This window comes from Nonomuraea sp. MG754425 (genome assembly GCF_021699195.1).
Classification (GTDB): domain Bacteria; phylum Actinomycetota; class Actinomycetes; order Streptosporangiales; family Streptosporangiaceae; genus Nonomuraea.
On the sequence record NZ_SSXE01000054.1, the window covers coordinates 1 to 26,463 of the forward strand.

The window sequence follows — 26,463 nt, forward strand, 5'->3', positions numbered from 1 at the left end:
CGCCGGGCCCCGGCGGTGGCGGGTCGTGGGGGCCGGTCCTCGGGCCTCCTCGCGGCCGGGAGCCGGGACTGCGGGGACGGAGGTCACGTCGCGTCGTCCCGGAGCTCTTCGGCCCGGTGCGCGAGCCGCTCCGCCAGTTCGGCCGCCACCCGGTAGTCGAGCCCCTTGATCGTCGAGGATCCCGCGTGGGAGGCCGTCCTGATCTCCAGCGTGGCCAGCCCGAGCAGCCGCTCGAACCACCCCTGCCCCTTGTCGACCGTCTGGATGCGGCTCACGGGCACGAACACCCATTCCCTGGTCAGGAACCCCGACCGGGCGTAGACGACGTCGCCGGAAAGCTCCCAGCGATGGACGAAGTACCGGACGAACGGCTCGGCCACCAGGAACGGCAGCGTCACCACCACGACCCCGACGGGCAGCAGCCACGCGTCGCGGGACAGCCACCCGGGCACCCACCACCACTGGCTGCCGTCGAACCACCGCGACACCAGCAGCGAGCCGCCCAGCAGGAACACGAAGGCGACCAGCGACTCGAGCAACCAGAGCCGGATGGCCTTGGGCGAGACGCGGTTCGCCGGGTCACGCAGCGGGCCGGATGACGTCACAAGGCCAGCTTATGGTGCGAACCCGGCAGGCGATCTGCCAGCGGGCCGACAAAGATCGCCGCCGGGGGGACACGGATGCCGTCCGGTCCAGGGCCGTCGGTAAAGATCCGCCGGCCGTCCCGGCGTGTCCGCCGGGACCGGACGCGGGCCCGGTGCCATGCTCGGTGGCGGCCCGGCCGCAGGCTGTCGAGCTTGGCCACGTCGGCGGCGCCACGTTCGTGCCAGCCAGGCCCGGCCAGCGTGTGACCGCACCACAGCGCGAGCGCCCTCACGCGACGTGGCAGCCGCCGTCCGCACCCCCCGAACCGCCTCCAGCAGGCCCGGCGACGCCCGCCGAGCGGACGGACTGGCTGGAAATTTCCCTCATCAGCGATGATTTCGCTCCCTGACGGAAGTCCGCACTTTCGACCGTCCTGACGACGCGTCGTCACGAGCACCACCAAACCGCCTCTGCCGGTCATCGCGATGCTGGGGGAGACGATCGTGCACGGCGAGGACATCCGGCGGCGCTGGGCATTCGCCACGAGTACCCGATCGGCACCCTCACCCGGGTGGCGGAGTACTACCGGGGCTCCGACCTGGTCGTCGCCGCCCGGAAACGGATCGCCGGCCTGCGCCTCGCCGCCACCGACGGCCCCTTCAGCACGGGCTCCGGCCCGCTGGTGTCCGGCGGCACCCTGGCACTGGTGATGGCCACGACCGGACGCTCGGCGTACTGCGCCGAACTCGACGGCGACGGCGTGCAGATCCTGCGCGATCGGCACGACACGACCTGACCGGCGGCCCGCTACCCGGTTTCGCGAGCTGGCGCACCTGATTTTTCGCGGCGGTGCCCGTCCGAAAGCAATGTCCGTTTTGTCGAGGCGGCCGGAGCGCCCCTCCCAGGCGCGAAGCAGCAGGCGAGCGAGGCTGCCCCGGTGGGGCCGGTCCAGGGATCGGGAACGTTCCAGAGGCCGCTGATGTGGTCAAGCTCACTACGCGAATGCCATCAATCTTGCGCTTTTCGGATCCTTTACCAGCGACCGACCATCGAGAAACGGTCTGCGCACCGCCGTGAGCCGCGTAGCATCGTCCGGCATGGGGCTGTGTAGTACGGCATCACGCGTGCGACACCTCGCCGTCAGTGTGACGGCGACGGTCGTCGCGTTCTCCTTGTCGGGTTGCGCCAGCCTCAGCTTCATCGGCAGATCCCAGGCGCAGGACATCGCGGAGGTCAACGTCACCAGCCCGGAACTGCGCGAGGGCAAGCCGCTTCCCGCCGAATACTCCTGCAAGAGCGACCAGGGCAGCCCGCCGCTGCGCTGGTCCAGTCAACCGCTGTCCGAGGCCAAGTCGATCGCCATCGTGGTCGACAGCCACACGTCCGCCAGATCGGCCGTGCACTGGGTGCTCTACGACATCCCGGCGACCACGACCGAACTGGGCCCCAACGCCGCCGCCGACCCCCCAGAGGGCACCGGGCAGGCGAAGGTGACCAGCGGCAAGGTGGGTTACGAACCGCCTTGCGAGGACGCGGCCAGCTACCGGTTCACGGTCTACACGCTGAACGGCAAGGTCGGTCTGCCGACGGGCGCCCCGCTCCCCGAGATCCTCAAGAAGATCGCCGATCAGACCATTGCCCGCGGTCGTCTCACGGTGGTGGACATCCAGTGAGGGGCCGAACACGACAAGTAGTGCCGGTGTACCAATTCTTCACGTAGGGTGTGACAACTCTCATAGTGGTCCGACACAATCAGATCCAATTGTTAGGCACTGGTGATCAAAGGGGGCAGATCGCGTTGATGGCCGCGCGATCTCATCGGTGTCAGAGGGAGGCCATGGCTTTGAGGGTGGTGCAATGATCGCGGTCGTTGTGAGCTTGGTCGCTGTCGTGCTCCTCGTGCTCGTCGTCGTGGCACTGGGCATGCGCTCCATGAACAACAGGGAGAGCTCGCTTCCTCCTGAGCGGCTGAAGGAGATGGCCGAGAAGGAGGAGCAGACCCAGACCCGCTCCACGGACCAGTTCGCGGCGCACGAGCCGCGCATGGCCAATTTCAGTCCTGACCTGACCCCGCTCGACGCGCCCAAGCCGAAATCGGTTCGCACCGGTCAGCGTGGCAAGCGCGGCGTCGACGAGTGGGGCACCCGGACCAACGACGCCGACGCCGACGACGAGCAGTTCTGGGCCAACATCCGCAGCGACGCGGACGAGGGCGGATTCGGCGCCGGGGGCACCGTGGCCGCCAGGAAGGGCGCCTCCCGCCCGGTCGAGCGTTCCGAACGTCCTGAGCGTCCCGCCGCCGAGGCCGAGCGCCCGATGGAGCGCACGGCGGAGCGGCCGGCAGAACGCCCGACCGAGCGCACGGCCGAGCGCCCGACGGAGCGGCCCGCCAAGCGCTCCCAGCGCGCCAGGCCGCGCCCCGCGGCGGCCGCCGCGAACGTCGACCCCGAGGCGACCACCATCCAGGCCCCGCTGCCGCAGCGCCAGCCCGCCGCCGCCACGGCCGGTCTCGCCGACCTCGTCGAGCCCCAGAAGCGCACCCCCTCCCAGGCCGAACTGGCCGACCAGCGCACCATGACGTTCGCGGCGCCGACCGCCGACGTGTTGAGCATCCTCGGCGCGGGCGCCCAGCCGGTGCCCGCCCCCACGCGTCCCGAGCCGGATCCCTCGCCCCGGCCCACGCCCGTCTCCTCCAACGCCACCGCCGCCGCGTCCCCCCTTCCCTCGTCGAACGCGGTCTCGTCCAACAGCGCCTACCCGGCCGCCGGCGGCAGCGGCTCCTTCCCCGCGGTGAGCCCGACCTCCAGCGGCAGCTTCCCCGTGGCCCCCGCCGCGCCCATCCACGGCGCGCCGACGAGCGACCCGTTCCCCGCCTACGGGGGCGGCGCCGCCGACCCGCTGGAGACCACCTGGACCCAGCGGCCCGCGAGCACCACGTCCGGCTCCTGGGCGGCCTCCCCCGACATCCTCGACGACCCGGCCCCCGCGCCCGACGCCCCCTACCCGGGGGCGACCTCGTGGCCCGCGTTCGAGCAGCCCGCCGCGCGCTCGTCCTACCCGGCCTCGTACGAGGTGCGCTCCGGCTGGGCCGTGGCCGACGACTCCGACCCGCTCACCGGCCCCTCCCCCGCCTCCGGCACGCCGACGGTCCCCGGACGGGCCGTGTCCAACAACGCCGCCTCCCGGGCCGCGTCGGGCCCCCACGCGGCGTCCGGCCCCGTGTCCAACTACGACCTGCTGGCGGCCCCCACGTCGCCGCAGGCGGCCTCTCCGTTCGCTGCGGGCGCGTACGAGACCGGCGACATCACCACCACTCCCGCGGGGTGGCCCGAGGCCCCCTCGGCGGGCGGCGGCGCTCCTGCGGGCTGGCCGGGCCAGCCCCCGCAGCCGCACGGCACCGGCTCCGGCAGCCACCGAAGGGGCCCGGAGCAGGACTATCCGCACGACTACTACCGGTGATCTCCAGTACCCATTAATGGGTAAAACCAGCGCGATGCCCCACTAAAGCGAGGACGACGGAGCAATAGAGTTTGCTCCATGTTCCGCGACACGCTCAGTAGCCGGGCGAGCACCCTCCGATACGATCTGCCCGCCTCGCTCGTGGTCTTCCTCGTCGCGGTGCCCCTTTCGCTGGGCATCGCGATGGCCTCCGGCGCGCCGCTGGCCGCCGGGTTGATCGCCGCCGTGGTGGGCGGCATCGTGGCCGGGGCGCTGGGCGGCTCGGCGGTGCAGGTGAGCGGTCCGGCCGCGGGCCTGTCGCTCGTGGTCGTGAATCTGGTGCACACCTACGGCTGGCGCGCCACGTGCATGATCACGTTGCTGGCGGGGGCCGTCCAGCTCGTGCTGGGGGTGTTCAAGGCGGCCAGGGCGGCGCTGGCGGTGTCACCGGCCGTCATCCACGGCATGCTGGCGGCCGTCGGCATCCTCATCGCCCTCGCGCAACTGCACGTCGTGCTCGGCGGCAGCCCCCAGCAGTCCGCCGTCGCGAACGTGCTGGAGCTGCCCGGTCAGATCGCCGACCTGCACGGACACAAGGTGGCGGTCGGCATCCTCACGATCCTGGTGCTGGCGTTGTGGACCCGGCTGCCCAAGCGGCTGAAGGCGGTGCCCGCGCCGCTGCCCGCGCTGGCCATCGCGGCGGTGACAGCGTGGGCCTTCGGCTGGGACGTGACGCGGGTGGACCTGTCCGAGAGCCTGACCGGGTGGGCCTTCCCGGTGCTGCCGCAGGGCGACTGGCATCTCGTGGTGGCCTCGGTGTTGCTGGTGGCGCTGCTGGCCGGGTGCGAGTCACTGCTGTGCTCGGTGGCGATCGACGGGATGCACGGCGGTCGCCGGGCGGATCTGGACCAGGAGCTGACCGGCCAGGGCGTGGCGAACATGGTCGCCGGCGCGCTCGGCGGCCTGCCCGTCGCCGGGGTGATCGTGCGGAGCACGGCGAACGTGCAGGCGGGCGCGCGCAGCCGCTGGTCGACGATCCTGCACGGGGTGTGGGTGCTGGTGTTCGCGGTCGGGTTCGGCTGGTCGATCACGCTGATCCCGCTGGAGGCGCTGGCGGCGCTGCTGGTGTTCATCGGCGTGCAGATGGTGAACCTGGGCCACGTCAAGAAGGTGCACGGGCACGGCGAGGTGCCGGTGTACGTGATGACGATGGCCGCCGTGATCCTGCTCGGGCTGGCCGAAGGGATACTGGCGGGGCTGGCGCTGGCCGCGCTGCTCGCGCTGCGCCGCCTGACCTGGGTGACGGTGCTCAAGCGGGAGGACCGCGACGGCCGCCTGCACGTCACGATCTCGGGGTCGCTGACGTTCCTGGGGGTGCCCCGGCTGACCCACGAGCTGCGGACGATCCCCACCGGCGCGGCCGTGGACCTCGACCTGAACATCGACTTCATGGACAACGGCGCCTTCGAGGCCCTCCACTCCTGGCGGCTGGACCACGAGCGGATGGGCGGCACGGTCGCCATCGACGAACTGCACGACGAGTGGTACACGCTGGCGGCCAGCGGGGCGCGCACGTTCCCCGCCAAGTCGCCGCCGAAGGTGCCGGACCGCTGGTGGCTGCCGTGGGCGCAGCGCCGCCACCGTGACGAGCCGGCCACCACCACCCCGGACGGAACGCCGGAGTGCCTGCTCACGGCCGGGGCGCGCGAGTACCACCGGCACACCGCGCCGCTGGTGCGGCCGATCTTCACCGAGCTGGCCCGCAAGCAGCAGCCGTCGCACCTGTTCATCACGTGCGCCGACTCCAGGATCGTGCCCAGCCTGATCACCGCGAGCGGGCCGGGTGACCTGTTCACCGTGCGCAACATCGGCAACCTGGTGCCGCGCAGGGGCTCCGAGCCGCGCGACGACTCGGTGGTGGCGGCGGTCGAGTACGCGACGCAGGTGCTGGGCGTGCGCACGATCACGGTGTGCGGGCACTCGGGCTGCGGGGCGATGGCCGGGGTGCTGAGCGGCGGGGTGCAGGCGGGCAGCCTGCCGGGGTTGCGCAGGTGGCTGCGGCACGGGAGCCACAGCCTGGCCACGTTCATCGAGACCGAGGGTGACCGGCTGCACGGCGGGGCGCTCGACGTGTTGTGCCGGGTCAACGTGCAGCAGCAGCTCGAGAACCTGCGCACCTACCGGAAGGTGGACGAGCAGGTGCGGGCGGGCACGCTGGAGCTGGTGGGGCTGTTCTTCGACATCGGCTCGGCACGGGTGCACATGGTGCCGCCGCTGCGCCCCGCGACGCCTGCCAGGACGTTCGACGCCATGGACTGAGCATTGGAGGCATGCTGGAGGGAACCGTTCTGAGAGGGTCCGATGTCGCGACAGTCCGATTTCCAGCATCCCCGCTTCGCGCAGGCCTACGCACGGGTGGCAGAGCTCGTGGACCAGCGGGGCGCGTACGAGCACCGGCGGCTGCTGCTGGAGGGGGCCGAGGGGCGGGTGATCGAGGTCGGGGCCGGCAACGGCCGCAACTTCGCCCACTACCCGGCGGCGGTGACGGAGGTCGTGGCCGTCGAGCCGGAGGACACCCTGCGCCGGCTCGCCATGAAGCAGGCCGGGTCGGCTCCGGTGCCGGTGACGGTGCTGCCCGGACACGCGGAGGCGCTGCCCGCCGACGACGGCTCCTTCGACGTCGCGGTGGTGTCGCTGGTGCTGTGCTCGGTGCCGTCGCAACCGCGGGCGCTGGCGGAGATCGCGCGGGTGCTCAGGCCCGGCGGGCAACTGCGCTTCTACGAGCACGTACGCTCGCCGAACCCGGCGTTCGGCCTGCTGGCGGACGTCGTCACGCCGGTGTGGCGGCGGCTGGCGGGCGGCTGCCGGCCGAACCGGGACACGCTCGGGGCGATCCGGCGGGCCGGGTTCGAGGTGGTGGAGTCGGACCGGTTCGGCTTCGCGCCGCAGCCCGGCGTGCCGCGGCTGACGCACGTCCTCGGGTACGCCCGGCGGTAGCTACCACATCACGTCGTGGCGGACGATCACCAAGGCCGCGATCAGCGGCAGGCCGAGGGCGGCGATCGCCAGGTACAACAATTCCCGCCCCCGGTCCCAGAAAGCGCGTTTCCTCGTCACGAACCATTTGAACGCCGACGCGCCGGCCACCACGCTCACGATCAGTTGCATGGCGGCGTACGTCCACAGCGCACTGGCCCATTCCGCGCGGGGTGTGGTGGGCCAGGTGTTCATGAAACCTTCGAGATCCACCACGTTGTAGACGACGATCGCGCCCAGGAATGCCTGCACGCCCAACGCCCAGAGGGGCGCTGCTTCCGACGCGGTGTCCTCGCCTACCCTCGCCGCGTTGTCCGAGAAAAGCGGAGCGCTAGCGGCGGGGGTGTCCGGCTCTCTTTCCGGCGTCGCCGCAAGGAGCGGCTCGGCGGCGGCCGCAGGCGGTTTCCGGGAATCGGCCGGCGGCGGGGCCGCCGCTTCTTCCCGAGCCTCTTTCTCGCCCTCCATGGCGTCCTGCCTGCGCCGTTGTTCCTCGGCCAGGCGGACCTGCCGGTAGGCGAAATAGAGCTGCGGCACACCGAGCCCGAGCGCGACCACCAGCCCGACCAGGGCCGCGGAGTCCATACCGCTACAGTGGCCCGCGCTGCCCGGGCGGCGCAAGCGGGTTCTCCGAGGCGTAACATCCCGCCATGGCATCGCAGGTGATCGGTTATCTCGAGGCGTGGTCGCTCTGGTCGGACGGCGTGGACATCAAATCGCGTGTCCTGTGGGGGCTGGAGATCTACTGGTGGGCGCGGATGGCCAAGGTCGCGGCGCTGCTCGGCGGTCTGGCCATCCTCACCGACATCGTCGGGACGAAGCGCCTGCAGGAATGGCTCGCCACCCTGCGGAAACCGACCGAGTCGATTCTGATGGTGACGGTCGCCGTCCTGTGCCTGGTGCTGCCGTTCGCCCTTCCGTTTGTCGCCACCTCGATTCTTCCGCGAGATCTCGGATTGCTGACCCTCGTGCTCGTTCCTGTCGGGCTGGCGATCGGCGCGTACATTCTCGACAGTTTCATCAAAGGAAAGGGGCGTCCGCTCGGGGCGATCGCCAGGGTGGTCAAGCTGACCGAGCACGGCGTGTTCGTCCAGTTCGTGAGAATAACCAGCCTGCTCCTGGTGATCGCGGCCTTCCATTTCGACTTCCTCGCAAGCTGACCCGCACCTGCGAAGTGAGCCTCCTGGACCGCCTTTTCACCTCCCTTTACCCCGGCCAAGGTCTCGATCATGAAAAGGTGTCCGGCCGGGCCTGAGGTTCAACTCTCGGGGGCTCACATCATCCGACCAGACCCGCACGGCACCTCCTCGCACCGTTGCCGCTTCCGTCGCGTGTCGGGATCGAGCACTCCGGATCAACCCCGTAGATCAGCCTGTTCAGCTCATCTTGATTCATGACGGTTGTCCGGCCCAAAGATCGCCTTCATGAGTACGTCCCAGACATAGGCGATCTCTCGGTGGCAACCCTCACACAGCAGGTTTCCGCTCTTGCGGATTGCCCAATCCTCGCCGTCCGTGATCAGCTCCAGCCGAAGTTCGCCATGGCTGACCGCGCGCGCACGGTCCTCAGCGAAGCAGGCGAGAGGCGTTCACAGCAGGGACGGAACGTCCTACTTTCGCGATGCCAAGCGCAGGGGCTAAGGACGTACCCCCACGTACTCGGCAAGCTTCCGCAATCCAGGTGGTTGGATCGGACCCGCATACAAATCACGAATGATCGTGACGGCAAGTACGTGATGCCGCATCCATCCCGGGGCAGCACCCTTGAGCGCTTCCAAGGTTCTCACGGCGCTGGAAGCGTCCCCGAGGTCGGTATAAGCCCGCGCCACATCCAACAAGAACCATGTACGCCACGACGGCGGAACGTCTCCACTCAACCGTAGGCCCTTGGCAAGATGCAGAGCTTCGTCGGGGCGTGCATGTTGTACCGCGAGCCTAACCCGCTCAATCCGCACTGATGACCGGTTGAATACTGATACCGCGCGACTGTCCTCGACCGGTGGCAAGCTGGACAACCGTTTGGCCCACTGTTCAGCCGTGGTCATCATCTCGGTTGCCCGGTCGTAGCTTCCCGACCGCGCCGCGCTGGTCGCTGCCGACATGACCAGGCCACCCCAGACCCGCAGGCCCGCAGCAGTCTTCATGCCGGTTTCGCGTTCCACCGCATCGGCTGCTCGCTCCGCAAGGTGCTCCGCATCATCGAGACGGTTTTGACGCTGATAGGCCCATGCGACAGAGCCGTAAACCATCGGGGCAAACAGCGGATCACCCGAGTTCTGCGCCGCCATTGCGGCGCGCTCAAGGCTCGACAGTGCGAGATCGGTTTTCCCTAGCCGGATAGCGAGATGACCCGCCAATTGCAAGGCCTTGCTCAGACTTCCTTCGCCCTGTGCGCGTTGCTCCGGAGATCCGATAGAGGCGATCAGCCGAGCATCCTCGATCATCCCCGGAAGCACATCGGCAAGCCGGTCGAACTCCGCACTGTGATAAAGCGTCCACCCCTCGGAGATCTCGCTCCGGAGCAGTGGCAGGGACAGTGATTCCGCCGCGTCGCGCTCGGGAGGCGGAGCGAACAACGGAGGCATGATCGCCCGTCGAAGGGCCACCAATTGGGGTGATTCCGCGTGTCCATTCGACGGAACGGCGGGCGGGTCGCCGACAAGGGCCGAGACCTCCGTCCCGAGCCCTTTCGCAAGCGCGTGTAGGGTCGGCAATCGCGCACTGTGCTTGCGTCGCTGCTCCAGCTTTCGCACCACATCGACAGACACGCCGGAGAGTTCCGCTAATTCTTCCTGCGTCAGATCAGCGAGCCGCCGCAAGCTGGCCAAACGGTCGCCCAGATGCTCCATATCAGCCAGCGTAGTACGGCCACGCGGCCCTGAGGGAGCCTGAGGCGGCCGGTAAGGCACGGCCCATCCCCCAAAAAGCCCGTTGTGGGGTCGAGCGCGACTCCGAGACATGGGAGGAGAAGGGCCGTAGAGAAAGCCGAACTCCCTAAGGGAACCAGGTTCCACGACTTGAGGCATTTTTGCGCCTCTACGCTCATCGCTGCGAACCTTAACCCTAAGGTCATCCAACTCCGCCCAGGGCACGCGACTATCGCCGAAACAATGGATATCTACCGGCATCTATTTCCGAGCGATGAGGACCTGGGCCGTGGGGCCATCGAGAACATGATCAATTCCGCTAGCGGAACTACGGCGGAACTGGCGATCACTCGCTGGATGCTATGCCTGGTAGATGGACTTTTAGTGACGAGTCGGCCTGTAGGCCGGGTTCTGTCCTTCGTGATGAAGGGGCGACCATCCATCTAGGGCCGTCGTTGCCGGCGGCCTCGAGCGGTCTACCCGCGCGGCTCGGGCGGGCAGCCCTCGAACGTCGCGCGCGAAACGCTCCGGAGAGCGTCCCTTCTTGACCTTGCTCCGGGTGGGGTTTACCTAGCCGCCCACGTCACCGTGGGCGCTGGTGGTCTCTTACACCACCCTTTCACCCTTACCTCCCGGCCAGGCCGGAAGGCGGTCTGCTTTCTGTGGCACTGTCCCGCGGGTCACCCCGGGTCGGCGTTACCGACCACCCTGCCCTGTGGAGCCCGGACCTTCCTCGGCGGGCCTGGTGTGGCCCGACGCGGTCGCCCGGCCGACTCGTCTGGTGGACTGTATCAAATCTCAAGCCGTTCCCCACTCATCGGCAAGATCGATTCGCTGGAATGGCCGGGTCAGCGCCTGAGGGGGGCGGTGGCAGGCGGCGGTCGTGCCGGGCGGCTCACTGGCGGCGCCCGGCACGGCCCCGGTCAGCGCAGGTGCGAGATGTCGTTGAAGGTCTTCACCACGGCCGGGCCGTCGGCGTAGTACTCGATCAGCGACAGGCAGGCGAGGTCGAGGTGCATGCGGTAGAGGGACTCAAGCGGGGCCAGCAGGGCCTCTCTGAGCAGCAGCTTGATGGGCGTCACGTGGGAGACCGCGAGCACGGTCTTGCCCTCATAGCGTTCGACCAGCAGTTCCCTGGCCGCCCGCACCCGGTGCGCGGTCTGGGCGAAGCTCTCGCCGCCGGGCGGGGCGACGTCGGGGTCGGCCAGCCACGTGGCCAGTTCGGCGGGCCAGCGGCGCTGCACCTCCGTGAACGTGTGGCCCTCCCAGTCGCCGAAATCGGCCTCTCTGAGGTGTTCGAGCACCTCGATCTCCACGCCCGTCCGCTCGGCGACGGCCTGCGCGGTCTGCCGGGCGCGGGTGAGCGGGGAGGTGACGATCACATCAGGACGGTACGGCTCGCGCGACAGCCGCTCCGCCGCCGCCGCGGCCTGGGCCAGACCGGCCGCCGTGAGTTCGGCGTCGCCGAGGCCGGAGAACCTGCGTTCGAGGGACAGCGGGGTCTCGCCGTGCCGGAGCAGGAGCAGGGAGGTGGCGACGCGGGCAGGCGGGGCCCAGCCGGTGCCCTTGCCCGCGCCCGTGACCCGGGCGGTCTGCTGGGCGGTGGCGACCGCGGCCGTCGGGGCGGACAACTGGTCGCCCGCGTCGAGGAGGTCTGTCTGACGGCCGGCGGGTGCGGTGCGCGCGGCCCCGCGACCGGCCGCCGGGCCGCCCTCCTGCGCGCCGCCCGCCTTCCAGGTCAGGCCCTTGGCGGCGGCGTCCATGGCCTCGTTGGCCAGGCGGTCGGCGTGCGAGTTGCGCTCGCGGGGGATCCACGTCCACTCCGTGACGCGCAGCCGCCTGACGAGCGCGCCGGCCTCGGCGGCCAGCGGCCGCAGGCCCTCGTTCTTGATCTTCCAGCGGCCCGCCATCTGCTCGACGACCAGCTTGGAGTCCATCCGGACGGCCACCCGCGCCCCGTCGCCGCCCACGTCGAGCACCGCCCTGAGACCGGCGATCAGGCCGCGGTACTCGGCTACGTTGTTGGTCGCCACACCGATCGCCTCGGCCGCCTCCGCCAGCACCTGGTCGTCGGAGGCGTCCTTGACGACCGCGCCGTAGCCGGCCGGCCCGGGGTTGCCGCGCGAGCCGCCGTCGGCCTCGATGACGTACGAGGTCACAGGCCCGACTCTGCCGTACGTACGAGGATCCGGCGGCACTCCTCGCACCTGAGCACCTCGTCGTGCGGCGCGCCCTTGATGCGGTTCATCTCGGCGATGGACAGGGCCACCTTGCAGCCCTGGCATCGGCCGCCGTGCAGCATGGCGGCGCCGACGCCGTACTGCTCCCTGAGCTTCTCGTAGAGCTTGAGCAGGTCGGCGGGGATGTCGCCGGTGGTGTCCGCGCGCCGGCCGCGCACCTCGCCCGACTCCTTGTCGATCTCGGTGAGGGCGGCGTCGCGGCGGTCTTCGGCGGTGGACAGGGCGGCGCGCACCTCGTCGCGCTGCGTCACCAGGTCGCCCGCCTTGGCGTCGGCGGCCTCCCGGCGCTCCATGATCTCCAGCACGACCTCTTCCAGGTCGCCCTGCCGCTTGTTCAGCGAGGTGATCTCGGACTGCAGGCTGGAAAGGTCGCGGGGGGAGGTCACGGCTCCGGAGTCGAGGCGCTTCTGGTCGCGGTCGGCCCGGGTGCGCACGGCGTCGACGTCGCTCTCGGCCTTGGCCTGCTCGCGGGCGAGGTCGCCGGACTCGGTCTCGGCCTCGATCACCTGGGTGGCGAGCTTGGCGAACAGCTTGGAACGCTCGTCGATCTCGGCCAGCTCGGGCAGAGTGCGGCGGCGGTGGGCCAGCCGATCAATCACGGAGTCGAGCTCTGCCAAATCGAGCAGTCGCTTCTGGGCCTCAGGGGCTGCTTTCATGATCAATATCCTCTTGTCCAAGCATCGGTGACCGCGGCGGAGACGCGCGTTTCAACGGTAACGCCACTCTCGCGCAGGATGGACGCCGCGCTGTCGAGCCAGGGCCACTCGGTCGCCCAGTGCGCGGCGTCGATCAGGGCGGGCCCGCCCGACTCCACGAACTCGCTGGCGGGATGATGCCTCAGGTCGGCGGTGAGGAACACGTCGACGCCCGCGGCGGCGGCCCCGCCGAGCAGGGAGTCGCCCGCGCCGCCGCTGACGGCCACGCGCGAGACGGGGCGGGACAGGTCGCCGGCCACCCGGATCCCCGACGGCGTGTGCGGCAGCCCCTTGGCCGCCAGCGCCGCGAACTCCCCCAGCGTCGTGCGCTCCGGCAGTTCGCCGACGCGTCCGAGCCCGCGCCAGGGGTCGTCGGGGAACGGCTGGAGCGGGACCAGGTCGCCGGTCAGCCCCACGGCCCTGGCCAGGGCGTCGGAGACGCCGGGGTTGGCGACGTCGGCGTTGGTGTGGGCGGTGTAGAGGGCGACGTCGTTCTTGATCAGGGTGTGGACGAGACGGCCCTTGGGCGTGGTCGCGGCCACGGTGGTGGTGCCGCGCAGGTAGAGGGGGTGATGGGTGACGATCAGGTCGGCGCCCCAGTCGAGCGCCTCCTGCGCCACGGCGGCGACCGGATCGACCGCGAACAGCACCCGGCGCACGGGCTGGGCCGGGTCGCCGCTGACGAGCCCCACCGCGTCCCACGACTCGGCCCGGGCGGGCGGGTAGGCCGCCTCGAGCACTTCGATCACGTCTGTCAACGTCACAGCAGCCACCTGCGCAGACTACCGGCCCACGGGGCGCCTCGCGGCGGGCACGCTCGGGGGTGTCACCGGATGGGGGTTCGGCGTAATGTAAGTGAATCCTGACTTTGTTCGGAGGGCGGCATGGCACCAAGAGTCGCGATCATCGGATCGGGCTTCGGCGGACTGTGCATGGCGATCCAGCTCGAACGGGCGGGAATACGCTCGTACACGGTCTTCGAGAAGGCCGGTGAGCTCGGCGGCACCTGGCGGGACAACAGCTACCCGGGCGCGGGGTGTGACATTCCCTCGCAGCTCTACTCGTACTCGTTCGAGAAGTACACGAGCTGGACCCGCCGCTATCCCGAACAACCCGAAATTCTCGGCTACCTCCAGCACTGCGCGGACAAATACCACGTCAGGGAGAGAATCCGCTTCGGCACGGAAGTGCGGCGGGCGGTCTTCGACGGCACCCACTGGCAGGTCAGCACGGCCGGCGACGGCGCGACCGAGAGCTTCGACGTGCTGGTCATGGGGGCGGGACAGCTCAACCGTCCCCGGCTGCCGGACATCCCCGGCATGGCCGAGTTCGAGGGGGTCTCCTTCCACTCCGCCCGCTGGGACCACGGCCACGACCTCACCGGCCGGCGCGTCGCCGTGATCGGGAACGGCTCGTCGGCGGCCCAGCTCATCCCGCGGGTCGCGGAGCGGGCCGAGCACCTGTACGTCTTCCAGCGCACGCCCAACTGGGTGATCCCGAAGCCGGACGCCACGTTCGCGCCGCTGACGCGGCTCGTCCTGCGCTTCGTCCCCGGGCTGCGGCGAGCCTACCGGGAGTGGATCTACCGCTACGCCGAGAGCACCCTGTATCCGGCGCTCTCCCAGGGCTGGAGCACGGGCCTGCTGCGCAAGCGGGCGCTGGGGCACCTGCGCGACCAGGTGCCCGATCCGAAGCTGCGGGCCAGGCTGACGCCCGACTATCCGCCCGGCTGCAAGCGGGTCGTCATCGACAGCGGCTTCTACCCGGCGCTGAGCAGACCGGACGTGTCGCTGGTGACCGACAAGATCGTCCGGATCACGCCCAAGGGCGTCGAGACCACCGAGGGCCCGTACAAGGTGGACACGATCGTGTACGCCACCGGCTTCCAGAGCACCGAGTTCCTGGCCCCGATGGAGGTCGTCGGGCGCGAGGGCCGCACGCTGGAGCGGCAGTGGGCCGGCGGCGCCGAGGCGTACCTGGGGATCTCGGTGCCCGGTTTCCCGAACATGTTCCTGCTGTACGGCCCGAACACGAACCTGGGCCACAACTCGATCGTCTTCATGATCGAGTGCCAGGTGCGGCACATCATGGCCTGCCTGCCACGGCTGGCCGCCGGCGGCCCCATCGAGGTGCGTCCCGAGGCGATGGCGGCCTGGCGCGAGCGGCTCGACGCGGCGATGGCCAGGATGGTGTGGGGCGCGGGCTGCCAGAGCTGGTACAAGACGGCGTCGGGCCGCGTCACCAACAACTGGCCGGGGCCCACCACGCTGTACCGCAGGCTCACGGCCAGGCCGCCGCGCTCGGCGTACCGCGTGGCCGGGCCTCGGTAGCCGGACCGTCCGGTGGGCGGGCGTTGGAGCAGGTCCGGGGCTCGCGATAACGTCCTGACATGACGCTTCCCCTGCATCGGCGCGCCGTGGTGGCCGACACGCACAACGATCTGCTGATGGCGGTCTCCGCCCGGCCGCCGGGGCAGTGGGCCTCGTTCTTCAGGCAGCGGTGGCTGCCGCAGCTTCTCGACGGAGGCGTCGACCTCCAGGTGCTGCCCGTCTTCATCGACGACCAGTACCTCCCCGAGGGCGCGCTGCGGCAGACGCTGCGCATGATCGAGTGCGCCCACGTGCTGGCCGAGGGCAACGCCGACCGCGTACGTCTGTGCCTCGACGCCGCCGACATCGACCGGGCGCTCGACGACGGGCTGATCGCCCTGGTGCTCGCGCTGGAGAGCATGCCCGGCCTGGACGCCAGCGTCGAGCTGATCTCGACCGTGCACCGCCTGGGCGTGCGGGTGGCCGCCATCGCGCACTTCGGCCGCACCCCGCTGGCCGACGGCAGCGGCGAGGACGCCACGGGCAGCGGCCTGACCTCCCACGGTGTCGCCGCCCTGCGGGAGATGGAGCGCCTGGGCATCGTCTTCGACGTCTCCCACCTGGGCGCCTCCGGCGTCGCCCACGTGCTGGAGCTGGCCACCAGGCCGGTCATCGCCACCCACTCGGCCGCCCGCGCCCTGCGCGACCACCACCGCAATCTCACCGACGACCAGTTGCGCGGCGTCGCCGCCACCGGGGGCGTGGTCTGCGTCAACTTCTTCGCCCCGTTCCTCGCCGAGCGCGTGGCGGACATGACGCTCGAGCGCCTGCTCGACCACATCGAGCACGTCGTGTCCGTCGCCGGCGTCGAGCACGTGGGTCTCGGCCCCGACTTCATCCGCGAGGTGATGGACGACCTGACGCCGCCGTGCTGCGAGGACCTGCACACCAGGGGCGTCGATCCGAGGCAGGCCGTCCCCGGTCTGGAGGGCCCGGCCGGGCTGCCGATGGTGACGGAGGGGCTGCTCGCGCGCGGGCTGCCGGACAAGGACGTCACGCGGATCATCGGCGGCAACGTGCACCGGCTCTTCGGGGAACTCCTCGCATGACCGGCCACGACCGGCCGAGCACGACCAGCCGAACGACGACTCGCGGGGGACGACCAGCGTGAGCACGACCGACGACACCGCCCGGCAGGCCGCCGCCGGGATGCTCGAAGACCTGGAGGAGCTCGTCCTGTGCGAGTCGTTCTCCAGTGACCTGGCGGCCGTGGCCCGCAGCGCGGAGGTGGTGGCCGCGATGGGAGCCCGCCACCTGGGCACGCGGCCGGAGTTCGTGGTGATCGACGGCGTCACGCACCTGCGCTGGTCGTTCGGCACGCCGAAGATCCTGCTGCTGTGCCACCACGACACCGTCTGGCCCATCGGCACGCTCGCCACGCACCCGTGGTCGGTGGTGGACGGGGTGGCGCGCGGGCCGGGCGTGTTCGACATGAAGGCCGGGCTGGTGCAGACGTTCCACGCCCTGGCCGGGCTCGGCTCGCTCGACGGCGTCACGCTGCTGGTCACCGGCGACGAGGAGCTGGGCTCGGCCACCTCCTCCGGCCTGATCCAGGACACCGCGCGCGGGCTGGCCGCCACGTTCGTCATGGAGGCCAGCGCCGACGGCGGGGCGTTGAAGACGGTCCGCAAGGGCACCTCCAACTACACCGTCAGGGTGCACGGCAAGGCCGCGCACGCGGGCCTCGAACCGGAGAAGGGCGCCAACGCGGGCGTCGAGCTGGCCCACCAGATCCTGGCCATCGCCGGCCTGGGCTCCGGCGCGACCACGGTCACGCCGACGATGTTGTCGGGCGGCACGTCGGTCAACACGGTGCCCGCCGCCGCCTCGGTGGGCGTGGACGTGCGGGCGGCGCTGGTGTCGGAGCAGACCAGGGTGGACGCGGCGATCCGGGCGCTGCGGCCGGTGGTGCCGGGCACCCGCCTGGAGGTGCTCGGCGGCCCCAACCGGCCGCCGCTGGAGGGCTCGATGTCGGCCCGCCTGTTCGCCCTGGCCCAGGAGCTGGCGCCGGGGCTGGGCCTGGAGCCGCTGACCGCGGCCTCGGTGGGCGGCGCGTCCGACGGCAACTTCACGGCCGGGGTGGGCTGCCCGACGCTCGACGGCCTGGGGGCCGTGGGGGGCGGGGCGCACGCGGACCACGAGCACGTCGTGGTCTCCGAGATGCCCGGACGTACGGCCCTGCTGCGGGCGCTGATCGAGGCGGTCGGCCAGGTGGAGCGGCCATGACCGGGGCGGCCCGCCCGGGGACGCTCCCCGGGCGGGCCGCCCTGGCGGGCTACCCGGTGACGGGGCCGAGCGTGCGCTCCATCACGCACCGGTTGGAGAACTTCTCGTCGAAGGAGATCGGCTGGCCGTACCAGTGGCCGCGCACCTCGACCCGCACCGGGTCGTAGTTCCTCGGGCACGGCCCTGGGTTGTAGTTCAGGGCGAACAGGTCGCCGTCCACCGAGCGGATCGCGTCGCAGGCGTCCACCGGGTACGGGTGCAGGCCGCCGTCCGGGTCGCAGGTCAGCCGCATCGAGTACGCGCCGTCGCTGACGGGGGTGACGGTGATGTAGAGCACCGCGCCCGCGGGGGCGGCGTGGGCGGGCGGCGTCGCGAACGCGGCCAGGCTCGCGGCCGCGCACAGCCCGAGCGCGGCCAGCCTGCGAGCGGTGGTCAGCACTACCGGCATGAGATCCTCCCAGGTCAACGGGCGTCCCGGCGTGGGACGGCGCACGCATCATGACTACCGTCGGCCTGTCGCCGGTGACCAGGCGCGGCACGGCCACCTCAGCGTGAGCATGTGGTGACGCAGAGCTGTCTTCGCAGGTCATAGACGTGCCCCCGCGTCGCGACGCGGGGCGGCGTGGGTAAATGGGGGCATGGCAGGTGAGGATGAGCGGGCGGCGGCCCGCGCCGGCGTGGCGATCAGGGAGTTGCGCGAGGTCGGCGAGTTCCAGCAGGTCTACCGCCTCTTCGACGAGATCTGGCACCCGAAGCCGGCGAACGTGCCGGCGTCCGTGGAGCTGATGGCCGGGTTCGCGCACTCGGGCAACTACGTCGCCGGGGCGTTCGCCGAGGGCGTGCTCGTGGGGGCGTCCGTGGGGTTCCTGGCGGCGGGCGGGACGCTGCACTCGCACGTGACCGGGGCGATCATCGGGCGTGGCGTCGGCTACGCGCTGAAGCTGCACCAGCGGGCCTGGGCCCGGGAGCGCGGGCTGGAGCGGATCACCTGGACGTTCGACCCCCTCGTCCGCCGCAACGCCCGCTTCAACCTGGTCAAGCTGGGGGCGCGGCCGGAGGAGTACCTGACGGACTTCTACGGGGTGATGGCCGACGCGATCAACGAGGGGGACGCCTCCGACCGGCTGCTGGCGGTGTGGCCCGTCGCCGGCGCGACCGACGCGGAGGACGGCCGGTCCGGGCCGGCGTACCCGCTGGTGCGGGAGGGCGCGGACGGCCGGCCGGTCGTGTCCGGCGGTGGCGGCCCGGTGCTGACGGTGGGGACGCCGCGCGACGTCGAGCGGCTGCGGCGGGAGCACCCCGAGGCGGCGCGGGCCTGGCGGACGGCCGTACGGGAGACCCTCGGCGCGGCCATGGCGGCCGGGGGGCGGGTGGCCGGGTTCACCGAGCGCGGCGAGTACGTGGTGATCGTCAACCAGCTATTCCACAGGTGTTACGGATCTCTGTAATGTGACGGGAAGGCAAGCAGAACAAGGAGATCCGCATGGCGGAATTCACCCCCACCGTTCCTGCGCGAGTCCTACCGTCGGTCGCCGTCCGCGACCTGCCCGAACCGCCCCGCTCCACCTGGCGCATCATCGGCCCCGGCCTGGTCGGGGCCGGAGTGGGGCTGGCGTCGGGAGAATTCATCCTCTGGCCGTACATCGCCTCGCAGGTCGGCCTCGTCTTCATCTGGGGAGCCGCGATCGGCATCATCACCCAGTGGTTCCTGAACATGGAGATCGAGCGGTACACCCTCGCCACCGGCGAGACCGCGCTGACCGGGTTCAGCCGCATGTGGAAACACTGGGGTCTGTTCTTCGTGGTGATGACGCTCTGCTCGAACCTCTGGCCGGGCTGGGTGACCACGTCCGCGACCATGGTGACGTACCTGACCGGCTCCGGCGAGGGGTCGGTGCGGTGGATCGCGATCGGCATGCTGGTGGTGATCGCGCTCGGCCTGACCCTGGCTCCGGTGATCTACGTCCTGCTGGAGCGGGTCATCTTCGTGAAGATCGCCCTGGTGGCGACGCTGGCCGTGGTCGCGGTCGCGGTGGCGATCAACGCCGAGAGCTGGCTGGAGCTGGGCAAGGGCCTGTCCGTCGGGGCCAGGTTCCCGGTGCCGCCGCTGGACTTCGCGGTGCTCATGGGCGCCATCGCGTACGCGGGCGCGGGCGGCGGCCAGAACCTGTGCCAGAGCAACTGGATCCGTGACAAGGGCTTCGGCATGGGCCAGTACGTCCCCCGTCTGGTCAGCCCCGTCACCGGCCACGAGGAGGCGGCCTCCTCGACCGGCTTCCAGTTCGCGCCGACGAAGGAGAACCTGGCGCGCTGGCGGCAGTGGTGGCGCTTCGCCAACGTCGAGCAGGCGTGGACGTTCGCCGTGGTGTCGTTCGTGACGATCGCGCTCATGTCGATGCTGGCGTACTCCACCGTGTTCGGCCGTCCCGGGCTGGCGAACGGCATCGGGTTCCTCCAGGTCGAGGGGCAGGTGTTGCAGGACGTCGTGGGCACCTGGTTCGGGGTGCTGTTCTGGGTGGTCGGGGCGCTGGCGCTGTTCGCCTCGGCCATGGGCATCGTCGACTACACCGCCCGCCTGGCCTCCGACACGATCAAGACGGTCTACCTGCGGGACAAGGCCGTCTCGGTGAACCGGGTGTACTTCGTCACGGTCTGGGCGATGGCGCTGATCGGCACCGGCATCCTGCTGGCGGGGCTCGACCAGCCGCTCATCCTGCTGGTGTTCTCGGCCTGCTTCGCGGCCGTGATGATGTTCGTGTACTCGATCCTGCTGATCATCCTCAACCGGCGGGCGCTGCCCGCGGCCATCAAGGTGCGCTCGTTCCGGCTGGGGGCGCTGATCTGGTCGGTCGCGTTCTTCGGCACGCTGACCGTGATCGTGGTCATCCAGCAGGCGCAGAAGCTGCTCGGCGGCGGCTGACGTCCGAGGCGGGGGCGCGGCGTCGCGGCCGGGCGGCAGCGGGCACACTGGTGGCCATGCTGGAGACCTCGGCCCGCCTGCTCAAGCTGCTCTCCCTGTTCCAGGCGCAACGCGACTGGTCCGGCCCCGAGCTGTCGGCCCGGCTCGGGGTCTCGACCAGGACGATCCGCAACGACGTCGAGCGCCTGCGCTCGCTCGGCTACCCGGTGCACGCCTCCCCCGGCGTGGCGGGCGGCTACCGGCTGGGCGCGGGCGCGGCGCTGCCGCCGTTGCTGCTCGACGACGAGGAGGCCGTGGCGGTCGCGGTCGGGCTGGGCCGCGCGGCCGGGGGCGGCGTCGAGGGCATCGAGGAGACCTCGGTGCGTGCCCTGGCCAAGCTGGAGCAGGTGCTGCCGTCGCGGCTGCGGCGGCGGGTGAGCGCGCTCAACGCCTACACGGTGCAGATCCCCGGCAACCAGCCCTCCGTGCCGCCCGAGGTGCTGACCACGATCGCGAACGCGGCCCGCGACCACGAGCGGCTGCGCTTCGACTACACCGCCCACGAGGGCGAGCCGACCGTGCGGAACGTGGAGCCGTACCGTCTGGTGCACCGGCGCGGCCGCTGGTACCTGGTGGGTTACGACGTGGAGCGCGACGACTGGCGCACGTTCAGGGTCGACCGGGTGCGCCCGCGGACGCCGGCGGGCCCCCGCTTCACGCCGCGCGAACTGCCCGGCGACGGCGACGTGGCGGCGTACGTGGAGAAGGGCCTGAGCACGGCGATGTGGCGGCACCGGGCGACGGTGCTGCTGCACGCCCCGGCCGCGGACGTGCGGGCGCTGCCGCTGGGCCTGGAGGCGGAGCCGGTGGACGACCGTACCTGCCGGCTGGAGCTGGGCGGCGACGACCTCGGCGGGATGGCGGCGTGGCTCGGGTTCCTGGGCGTGGACTTCGAGGTGCTCGACCCGCCGGAGCTGGCCGAGCACGTGCTGCGGCTGGCGGAGCGGTACCGGCGAGCGGTCAGCGGCCGGTAAGCCGGTGGTCAGCGGCCGGGGCCAGGCTCGGGCCATGAAGAACATGACGCATGTCGCCGGAGGCAAGGACGACTTCCAGCTCGTCACCCACCTGACGCTCACCGGCGGCCAGTACGAGATCGGCAGGGCGCTCACCGAGGAGGCCCGCCGGCTCGGCTGGTCCCCCGCGCCGATCGACCCGACGGTGGGCCGGGCCCGCAGGGCGTGGTTCGAGCGCCACTGGCCGCAGCACCACGCCCGCATGGACGGCGCGGCGTCGGTGCTCGGCCTCGACCCCGACCAGGACGAGCTGGCCCTCGACGACCAGGGCTACGTCCCCGAGGGGTTCGCCTGCTCGGCCCTGTGGATCCCGCCGTCGGCCGCGGCGGACGGGCACGGCCGGGTGGGCCGCAACTACGACTTCTTCCGGACGACCGCCAGCGAGATGGCGGGCGCCCCGCCGCGGCCGAACGAGCTGCCCATGGCCTCCCGCCCCTACGTGATCACCACGATCCCCGACGAGGGGCCGGCCTCCACGGTGATCACGATGTCCGCGCTGGACGGCTGCATGGACGGCATCAACTCGGCCGGGCTGGCGGTCATGCTGCTGATCGCCGACTTCGAGTCCGCCGAACCGCCGGAGAACTTCCCCCCGCAGGTGGGGGTCAACAGCGTGCAGCTCCCCCGCTTCCTGATCGACACCTGCGAGAACGCGGAGCAGGCCAAGCAGGCGCTGCTGGCCGCCAAGCAGTACGACCACGGCCTGCCCCTGCACTACCTGGTCGCCGACGCGCACGGGCAGGCGTTCGTGTGGGAGCGGGGCAAGGACGGCGTCGAGCACATCGTCGAGTTCGGCGACGGCCCGCTCTGCGTCACCAACCACCTGCTGCACCGTCACCCGGACCCGATGAACCTGCCGGCGGACACCGAGGCCAGCCTCGCCTCCTACGGCCGGCTGCGCACGCTGTACGAGCGCAGCAAGGGCGTCACCATGTCGGCCGCGGACGTGCGCGAGAGCCTGCTCGCGGTGCGCCCGGCCGAGGAGCCGGCCGTGCCGTTCCGCACCTTGTGGAGCACGGTGTTCGACACGGCCGAGCGCACCCTCGCCACCCGCTTCTACCTGGGCGACGGCGGGCGTTACACCGAGGAGCTGGTGTTCCCGGCCAGGTAGGACTCGCGCACTCTGGTACGCGACAGCTTGCCGGTGGGGGTGCGCGGCAGCTCGGCGCGGTACTCGATCAGTCTCGGCTGCTTGAACCTGGCGATGCGCGGCCCGCAGTGCTCCAGCAGCGCCGCGGTGAGCTCCGGGCCCGCCGTGACGTCCTCGGCGGGCTGCACGACGGCGACCACCGTGTGACCCCATTCCTCGTCGGGCACCCCGATGACGGCCACGTCGGCGACCGCGGGATGTTCCAGCAGCGCGGCCTCGATCTCGGCGGGATAGATGTTCACCCCGCCGGAGACGATCAGGTCGGTACGCCGGTCGCACAGGAACAGGTACCCGTCGGCGTCGAAGTAGCCGATGTCGCCCGGCGTGTACCACTCCCCCAGCATGCTGGCGGCCGTCTTCGCCGGGTCCTTGCGGTACTCGAACGTCCCCATGCTGGACTTGACGTAGATCAGGCCGGGCTCGCCCGGGGGCAGCTCCGCGCCGGACTCGTCGCAGATCCTGGCCTCGAAGGTGGGGGCGGGCCGGCCGACGGTGCCGGGCCTGGCCAGCCAGTCGTGGGGCTTGACGGAGAAGGCGATGGTGGACTCGGTCGAGCCGTAGTACTCGTACAGCACCGGGCCCCACCAGTCCATGATCTGCCGCTTGACGGAGACCGGGCAGGCGGCGGCGGTGTGGATGACCTGGCGCAGGCTCGACACGTCGTACTTGGCCTTGACGTCCTCCGGGAGCTGCAACATCCGGTGGAACATGGTCGGCACCATCATCGCGTTGGACACCCGGTGCCGCTCGACGAGCTCCAGGATGTTCACCGGGTCGAACCTGGGCGTGATCACCACGGTGTGCCCGAGGTGCAGCGCGAACTGGGCGTGCGCGCACGGCGCGGAGTGGTACATCGGCGAGGTGACCAGGTGGACCTCGTCGCCCGCCTTGAGATCGACGACCTCGCCGAAGAACCACGTGTACAGCGGCACGAGCGCCTCCGGCTCGGCCCCCGGCAGCGGGCGCTGCACGCCCTTGGGGAAGCCGGTGGTGCCGGAGGTGTACCACATGACAGCCCCGGAGGTGCGGTCGGCGGGCGCGTCAGCGGGCTGCCCCTCGGCCAGCCCGGCCGTCCCGGTCTCCGCGCCGGGGACGGACTGGCCGGGGCCGGCGACGACGACCTTGGCGTCGCAGTCGGCCAGGATGTAGGCGATCTCGGAGTCGGTCAGGTGCCAGTTGACCGGCACGTAGTAGACCCCGATCTGCCCGGTCGCCATCACCATGACCAGCGCGTCCACCCCGTTGGGCAGCACGCCCGCCGCCACGTCGCCGGTGCCGAGCCCGCGGGCGCGAAGCCCGTGCGAGACCTGGTTGACGCGGGTGAGCAGGTCGCCGTACGAGACACGGGCGCCGTCGGTGTCGATCACCGCGAGACGGCCGGGGTCGGCGGCGGCGATGGCGTAGAAACTCGGCAGCTCGCTGATGTCCATCACAACTCCAGCAGTTGGGCGAGTCTGGCGCGGTGGATCCGCGGCGGGCCCAGCAGCACTTCGTCCGCCTTGGCCCTCTTGTAGAACAGATGAGCGTCGTGCTCCCAGGTGTAACCGATACCGCCGTGCAGGAGCAAGTGGTCGCGGGCCACTTCGAAGCAGGCGCGGCCGACGTACGCCTGGGCGAGCGCGGCGGCCTCGGGCAGTTCGCCGGGCGACTCGTCGGCGGCCCAGGCGGCGTACCTGACGATGGACTCGGCCTGTTCGAGCTTGAGGTGCATGTCGGCCAGCTTGTGCTTGACGCCCTGGTAGGAGCCGATGTAGCGGCCGAAGGCCACCCGGATCTTGGCGTAGGCGACGATGGCGTCGAGCGCGGCCCGCATGACGCCGAGCTGCTCGGCGGCCAGCGCCACGCACAGCCGGTCGAAGATCCCCGTCTCCGGGGCGGGGCCGAGCACGCGCGCGGGCGCGCCGTCCAGCACGATCGTGGCCTGGCCCCGGGTGACGTCGAGCGTCTCCAGCGCGGTCCTGGTCACGCCGGGCCCGGCCAGCTCGACGGCCACCATGACCGTGCTCCCGTCGCCGCGCGCGGGGGCCACCAGGACGTCGGCGTCCGCGCCGGACAGCACCTGCGTCAGCGTGCCGCTCGCCGTGCCGCCGTCGTGGGTCAGCTCGGTGTCGTCGAGCGTGGCCGTGATCCGGCCCTCGGCGATGCCGGTCTGCAGCTCCTTGTCGGGCACCAGGCTCAGCGCGAGCGCGGTGAACGCGGTGGCCAGGAACGGTCCCGGCAGCAGCGCGGCGCCGGTCTCCTCCAGCGCGACGGCCAGCTCGGACATCCCGGCGCCCGCGCCGCCGTACTCCTCGGGGACGACCAGGCCCGACAGGCCGAGTTCGCCGTTGAGGCGGGCGTACACCTGCGGGTCGTAGCCGTCGCGGGCCTTGGGCAGCGGCGAGGCGGTGCGCAGGAAGTCACGCACGGCGGCGCGCAGCTCCTGCTGTTCCTGGCTGAGTACGAGCTTCACGCCTGCGTCCCCACCTTCAGGTCCTTGAACGGCACGGTCTTGTCCACCCGGGGCTCCGGCGGCAGGCCGAGCACGCGGTCGCCGACGATGTTGCGCATGATCTCGTTGGTGCCGCCGCCCAGCGCCATGCCGGGGGCCATCGAGATCGCGCGGGCGAGGGGCTGGTCGGCCAGCACGGCTTCGGGGCCGACCAGCCGGGTGGCCAGGTCGGCCTGGTAGAGGGTCAGCTCGGCCAGCAGCAGCTTGGCGGCGCTGCCGCGCGCGCCGGGGAAGATGCCGGCCTTGGTCTCCTGGGCCAGCCGCTGGTTGAACAGCGCCAGCGCGCGGCTGCGGATGTGCAGTTCGACGAGTTCGTCGCGGACCAGCGGGTCGTCGGTGTCGAGCACCCGGCGCAGCGCCTCCAGCGAGGCCGGGTTGTCCTTCTGGCCGCCCATGCCGACGCCCGCCGAGATCGACAGCCGCTCGTGCAGCAGCGTCGTGACGGCCACGCTCCAGCCGTCGTTGACCTCGCCCACGCGGTGCTCGTCGGGGATGGTGACGTTGTCGAAGAAGACCTCGTTGAAGTTGGCCTTGCCGGACATGTCCCGCAACGGCCTGACGGTCACGCCGGGGTGGTGCATGTCCACCACGAACATGGTCAGGCCCTTGTGCTTGGGCACGTCCACGTCGGTGCGGGTCAGCAGCAGGCCCCAGTCGGCGTGGTGGGCGACGGAGGTCCACACCTTCTGGCCGTTGATCACCCAGTGGTCGCCGTCGGGCACCGCCCTGGTCTGGAGGCTGGCCACGTCGCTGCCGGCGCCGGGTTCGGAGAAGAGCTGGCACCAGATCTCCTCGCCGCGCAGCAGCGGGCGCAGGAACCGCTCGCGCTGGGCGTCGGTGCCCCTGTCGGCGATCGTGGGCCCGGTCATGCCCAGGCCGATCGAGAAGACGTAGGTGGGCAGGGTGTAGTCGCGGGCCGCCTCGGCGAACGCGCGATCCTCCGCCTGGGTCAGCCCCTGGCCGCCCCACTGTTTCGCCCACGTGATGCCGGAGTAGCCGGCGTCGTGGAGCTTGGCCATGAATTCCTTGGCCCGGGCGATCGCGTCGGCCTCCGGGTAGTCGTCGGTCGGAACGTTCTCCCGCAGCCACTCTCCGGCCGCACGCCGATACTCATCCAGGTTCACATCGACTCCTCGGCAATCAGTGCTCACTTACTCTAGTCAGCGCGCCCGGGGACGTACAGAGCATTGCTCTGTACGCACACCGCCCGTTTCGTCCGTTCAGATACCGGTAAGGGATTACTGCGGCGGATTCGAGGAACCCCCACCGAAGCGCGTTCGGTCGCCGAGTTACCATGATCAACGTGACTGTCGGTAAAGACAGGAACGGGATCGTACGGCGTTCCTCATACCAGAACAGCTCACGTCCGTTTTGTCCGATAAATAATAGTGATCAGAA

22 protein-coding genes, 1 other RNA gene and 2 pseudogenes are annotated in these 26,463 nt (G+C 70.9%); 14 read left to right on the forward strand and 11 right to left on the reverse strand.

The window, feature by feature from the left end; translation table 11 throughout:
• Positions 1-83: 83 nt before the first annotated feature.
• Positions 84-605 (reverse strand): PH domain-containing protein, encoded by a 522-nt coding sequence (locus FAF44_RS20150; RefSeq protein ID WP_237104756.1) that lies wholly within the window; start codon positions 603-605, stop codon positions 84-86.
• 417 nt (positions 606-1,022) lie between these two features.
• Here FAF44_RS20150 and FAF44_RS20155 point away from each other — a divergent pair.
• From FAF44_RS20155 to FAF44_RS20175, 5 genes and pseudogenes are all read left to right on the forward strand, one after another.
• Positions 1,023-1,381 (forward strand): annotated as a pseudogene (locus FAF44_RS20155) (hypothetical protein); the annotation flags it as partial.
• Between the two features lie 328 nt (positions 1,382-1,709).
• Positions 1,710-2,258: a YbhB/YbcL family Raf kinase inhibitor-like protein gene (locus tag FAF44_RS20160; RefSeq protein ID WP_237104757.1), complete on the forward strand. Its 549-nt coding sequence runs from the start codon at positions 1,710-1,712 to the stop codon at positions 2,256-2,258.
• 184 nt (positions 2,259-2,442) lie between these two features.
• The gene (locus tag FAF44_RS20165; RefSeq protein ID WP_237104758.1) at positions 2,443-4,044 is read left to right on the forward strand and encodes a hypothetical protein; all 1,602 of its coding nucleotides are present in this window, start codon (positions 2,443-2,445) and stop codon (positions 4,042-4,044) included.
• Positions 4,045-4,122: 78 nt separating this feature from the next.
• On the forward strand, positions 4,123-6,342 hold the full coding sequence (locus FAF44_RS20170) for a bifunctional SulP family inorganic anion transporter/carbonic anhydrase (RefSeq protein WP_237104759.1): 2,220 nt from the start codon (positions 4,123-4,125) through the stop codon (positions 6,340-6,342).
• Between the two features lie 42 nt (positions 6,343-6,384).
• Complete coding sequence (locus FAF44_RS20175) at positions 6,385-7,020, forward strand: class I SAM-dependent methyltransferase (protein WP_237104760.1); 636 nt, start codon at positions 6,385-6,387, stop codon at positions 7,018-7,020.
• On the opposite strand, the gene FAF44_RS20180 is transcribed toward FAF44_RS20175, so the two are convergent.
• Positions 7,021-7,641 (reverse strand): hypothetical protein, encoded by a 621-nt coding sequence (locus FAF44_RS20180; protein ID WP_237104761.1) that lies wholly within the window; start codon positions 7,639-7,641, stop codon positions 7,021-7,023.
• Between the two features lie 65 nt (positions 7,642-7,706).
• Here FAF44_RS20180 and FAF44_RS20185 point away from each other — a divergent pair, with 65 nt between their 5' ends.
• Complete coding sequence (locus tag FAF44_RS20185; RefSeq protein ID WP_237104762.1) at positions 7,707-8,216, forward strand: hypothetical protein; 510 nt, start codon at positions 7,707-7,709, stop codon at positions 8,214-8,216.
• 476 nt (positions 8,217-8,692) lie between these two features.
• On the opposite strand, the gene FAF44_RS20190 is transcribed toward FAF44_RS20185, so the two are convergent.
• On the reverse strand, positions 8,693-9,904 hold the full coding sequence (locus tag FAF44_RS20190; RefSeq protein ID WP_237104763.1) for a helix-turn-helix transcriptional regulator: 1,212 nt from the start codon (positions 9,902-9,904) through the stop codon (positions 8,693-8,695).
• 84 nt (positions 9,905-9,988) lie between these two features.
• Here FAF44_RS20190 and FAF44_RS56395 point away from each other — a divergent pair.
• Positions 9,989-10,177 (forward strand): annotated as a pseudogene (locus FAF44_RS56395) (tyrosine-type recombinase/integrase); the annotation flags it as partial.
• 129 nt (positions 10,178-10,306) lie between these two features.
• Here the strand turns inward: FAF44_RS56395 and rnpB are convergent.
• The 4 genes from rnpB to FAF44_RS20210 form a co-directional block, all read right to left on the reverse strand.
• Positions 10,307-10,699: RNase P RNA component class A (gene rnpB / locus FAF44_RS20195), an RNA gene on the reverse strand.
• A 146-nt stretch (positions 10,700-10,845) separates the two neighbouring features.
• Positions 10,846-12,081, reverse strand: a complete 1,236-nt coding sequence (locus tag FAF44_RS20200) for a bifunctional RNase H/acid phosphatase (RefSeq protein WP_237104764.1) — start codon at positions 12,079-12,081, stop codon at positions 10,846-10,848.
• Positions 12,078-12,818 carry a zinc ribbon domain-containing protein gene (locus FAF44_RS20205; RefSeq protein WP_237104765.1) on the reverse strand — a complete coding sequence of 247 codons (741 nt, stop codon included), beginning with the start codon at positions 12,816-12,818 and terminating at the stop codon, positions 12,078-12,080. The genes FAF44_RS20200 and FAF44_RS20205 overlap by 4 nt, the downstream gene beginning before the upstream one ends.
• Positions 12,819-12,820: 2 nt before the next feature.
• A complete protein-coding gene (locus tag FAF44_RS20210; RefSeq protein WP_308193347.1) occupies positions 12,821-13,621 on the reverse strand; it encodes a Nif3-like dinuclear metal center hexameric protein in 801 nt (266 codons plus the stop codon).
• A gap of 120 nt (positions 13,622-13,741) precedes the next feature.
• Between FAF44_RS20210 and FAF44_RS20215 the strand changes: the two genes are divergently transcribed.
• Genes FAF44_RS20215 through FAF44_RS20225 form a run of 3 tightly spaced genes read left to right on the forward strand, consistent with a single transcriptional unit; the run spans position 13,742 to position 17,452 of the window.
• On the forward strand, positions 13,742-15,187 hold the full coding sequence (locus FAF44_RS20215) for an NAD(P)/FAD-dependent oxidoreductase (RefSeq protein WP_237104766.1): 1,446 nt from the start codon (positions 13,742-13,744) through the stop codon (positions 15,185-15,187).
• A 59-nt stretch (positions 15,188-15,246) separates the two neighbouring features.
• The gene (locus tag FAF44_RS20220) at positions 15,247-16,275 is read left to right on the forward strand and encodes a dipeptidase (protein WP_237104767.1); all 1,029 of its coding nucleotides are present in this window, start codon (positions 15,247-15,249) and stop codon (positions 16,273-16,275) included.
• Positions 16,276-16,333: 58 nt separating this feature from the next.
• On the forward strand, positions 16,334-17,452 hold the full coding sequence (locus FAF44_RS20225) for a M20 family metallopeptidase (RefSeq protein WP_237104768.1): 1,119 nt from the start codon (positions 16,334-16,336) through the stop codon (positions 17,450-17,452).
• 49 nt (positions 17,453-17,501) lie between these two features.
• Here FAF44_RS20225 and FAF44_RS20230 read toward each other — a convergent pair whose 3' ends face one another.
• Positions 17,502-17,900, reverse strand: coding sequence for an SSI family serine proteinase inhibitor (locus FAF44_RS20230; protein WP_237104769.1), 399 nt, complete (start codon positions 17,898-17,900; stop codon positions 17,502-17,504).
• A 190-nt stretch (positions 17,901-18,090) separates the two neighbouring features.
• Between FAF44_RS20230 and FAF44_RS20235 the strand changes: the two genes are divergently transcribed.
• The 4 genes from FAF44_RS20235 to FAF44_RS20250 are packed head-to-tail and all read left to right on the forward strand — an operon-like array spanning position 18,091 to position 22,535.
• Positions 18,091-18,900 (forward strand): GNAT family N-acetyltransferase, encoded by an 810-nt coding sequence (locus FAF44_RS20235; protein WP_237104770.1) that lies wholly within the window; start codon positions 18,091-18,093, stop codon positions 18,898-18,900.
• Positions 18,901-18,935: 35 nt separating this feature from the next.
• The gene (locus FAF44_RS20240) at positions 18,936-20,372 is read left to right on the forward strand and encodes an Nramp family divalent metal transporter (protein WP_237104771.1); all 1,437 of its coding nucleotides are present in this window, start codon (positions 18,936-18,938) and stop codon (positions 20,370-20,372) included.
• Between the two features lie 56 nt (positions 20,373-20,428).
• Complete coding sequence (locus tag FAF44_RS20245) at positions 20,429-21,385, forward strand: YafY family protein (RefSeq protein WP_237104772.1); 957 nt, start codon at positions 20,429-20,431, stop codon at positions 21,383-21,385.
• A 34-nt stretch (positions 21,386-21,419) separates the two neighbouring features.
• Positions 21,420-22,535, forward strand: a complete 1,116-nt coding sequence (locus tag FAF44_RS20250; RefSeq protein WP_237104773.1) for a C45 family autoproteolytic acyltransferase/hydolase — start codon at positions 21,420-21,422, stop codon at positions 22,533-22,535.
• Here the strand turns inward: FAF44_RS20250 and FAF44_RS20255 are convergent.
• Genes FAF44_RS20255 through FAF44_RS20265 form a run of 3 tightly spaced genes read right to left on the reverse strand, consistent with a single transcriptional unit; the run spans position 22,502 to position 26,189 of the window.
• The gene (locus tag FAF44_RS20255) at positions 22,502-24,004 is read right to left on the reverse strand and encodes an AMP-binding protein (RefSeq protein ID WP_237104774.1); all 1,503 of its coding nucleotides are present in this window, start codon (positions 24,002-24,004) and stop codon (positions 22,502-22,504) included. The genes FAF44_RS20250 and FAF44_RS20255 overlap by 34 nt on opposite strands.
• Positions 24,004-25,026, reverse strand: coding sequence for an acyl-CoA dehydrogenase family protein (locus FAF44_RS55830; protein ID WP_237104775.1), 1,023 nt, complete (start codon positions 25,024-25,026; stop codon positions 24,004-24,006). The genes FAF44_RS20255 and FAF44_RS55830 overlap by 1 nt, the downstream gene beginning before the upstream one ends.
• Positions 25,023-26,189: an acyl-CoA dehydrogenase family protein gene (locus FAF44_RS20265; RefSeq protein WP_237104776.1), complete on the reverse strand. Its 1,167-nt coding sequence runs from the start codon at positions 26,187-26,189 to the stop codon at positions 25,023-25,025. Before FAF44_RS20265 ends, FAF44_RS55830 begins: the two co-directional genes overlap by 4 nt.
• Positions 26,190-26,463: the final 274 nt, after the last annotated feature.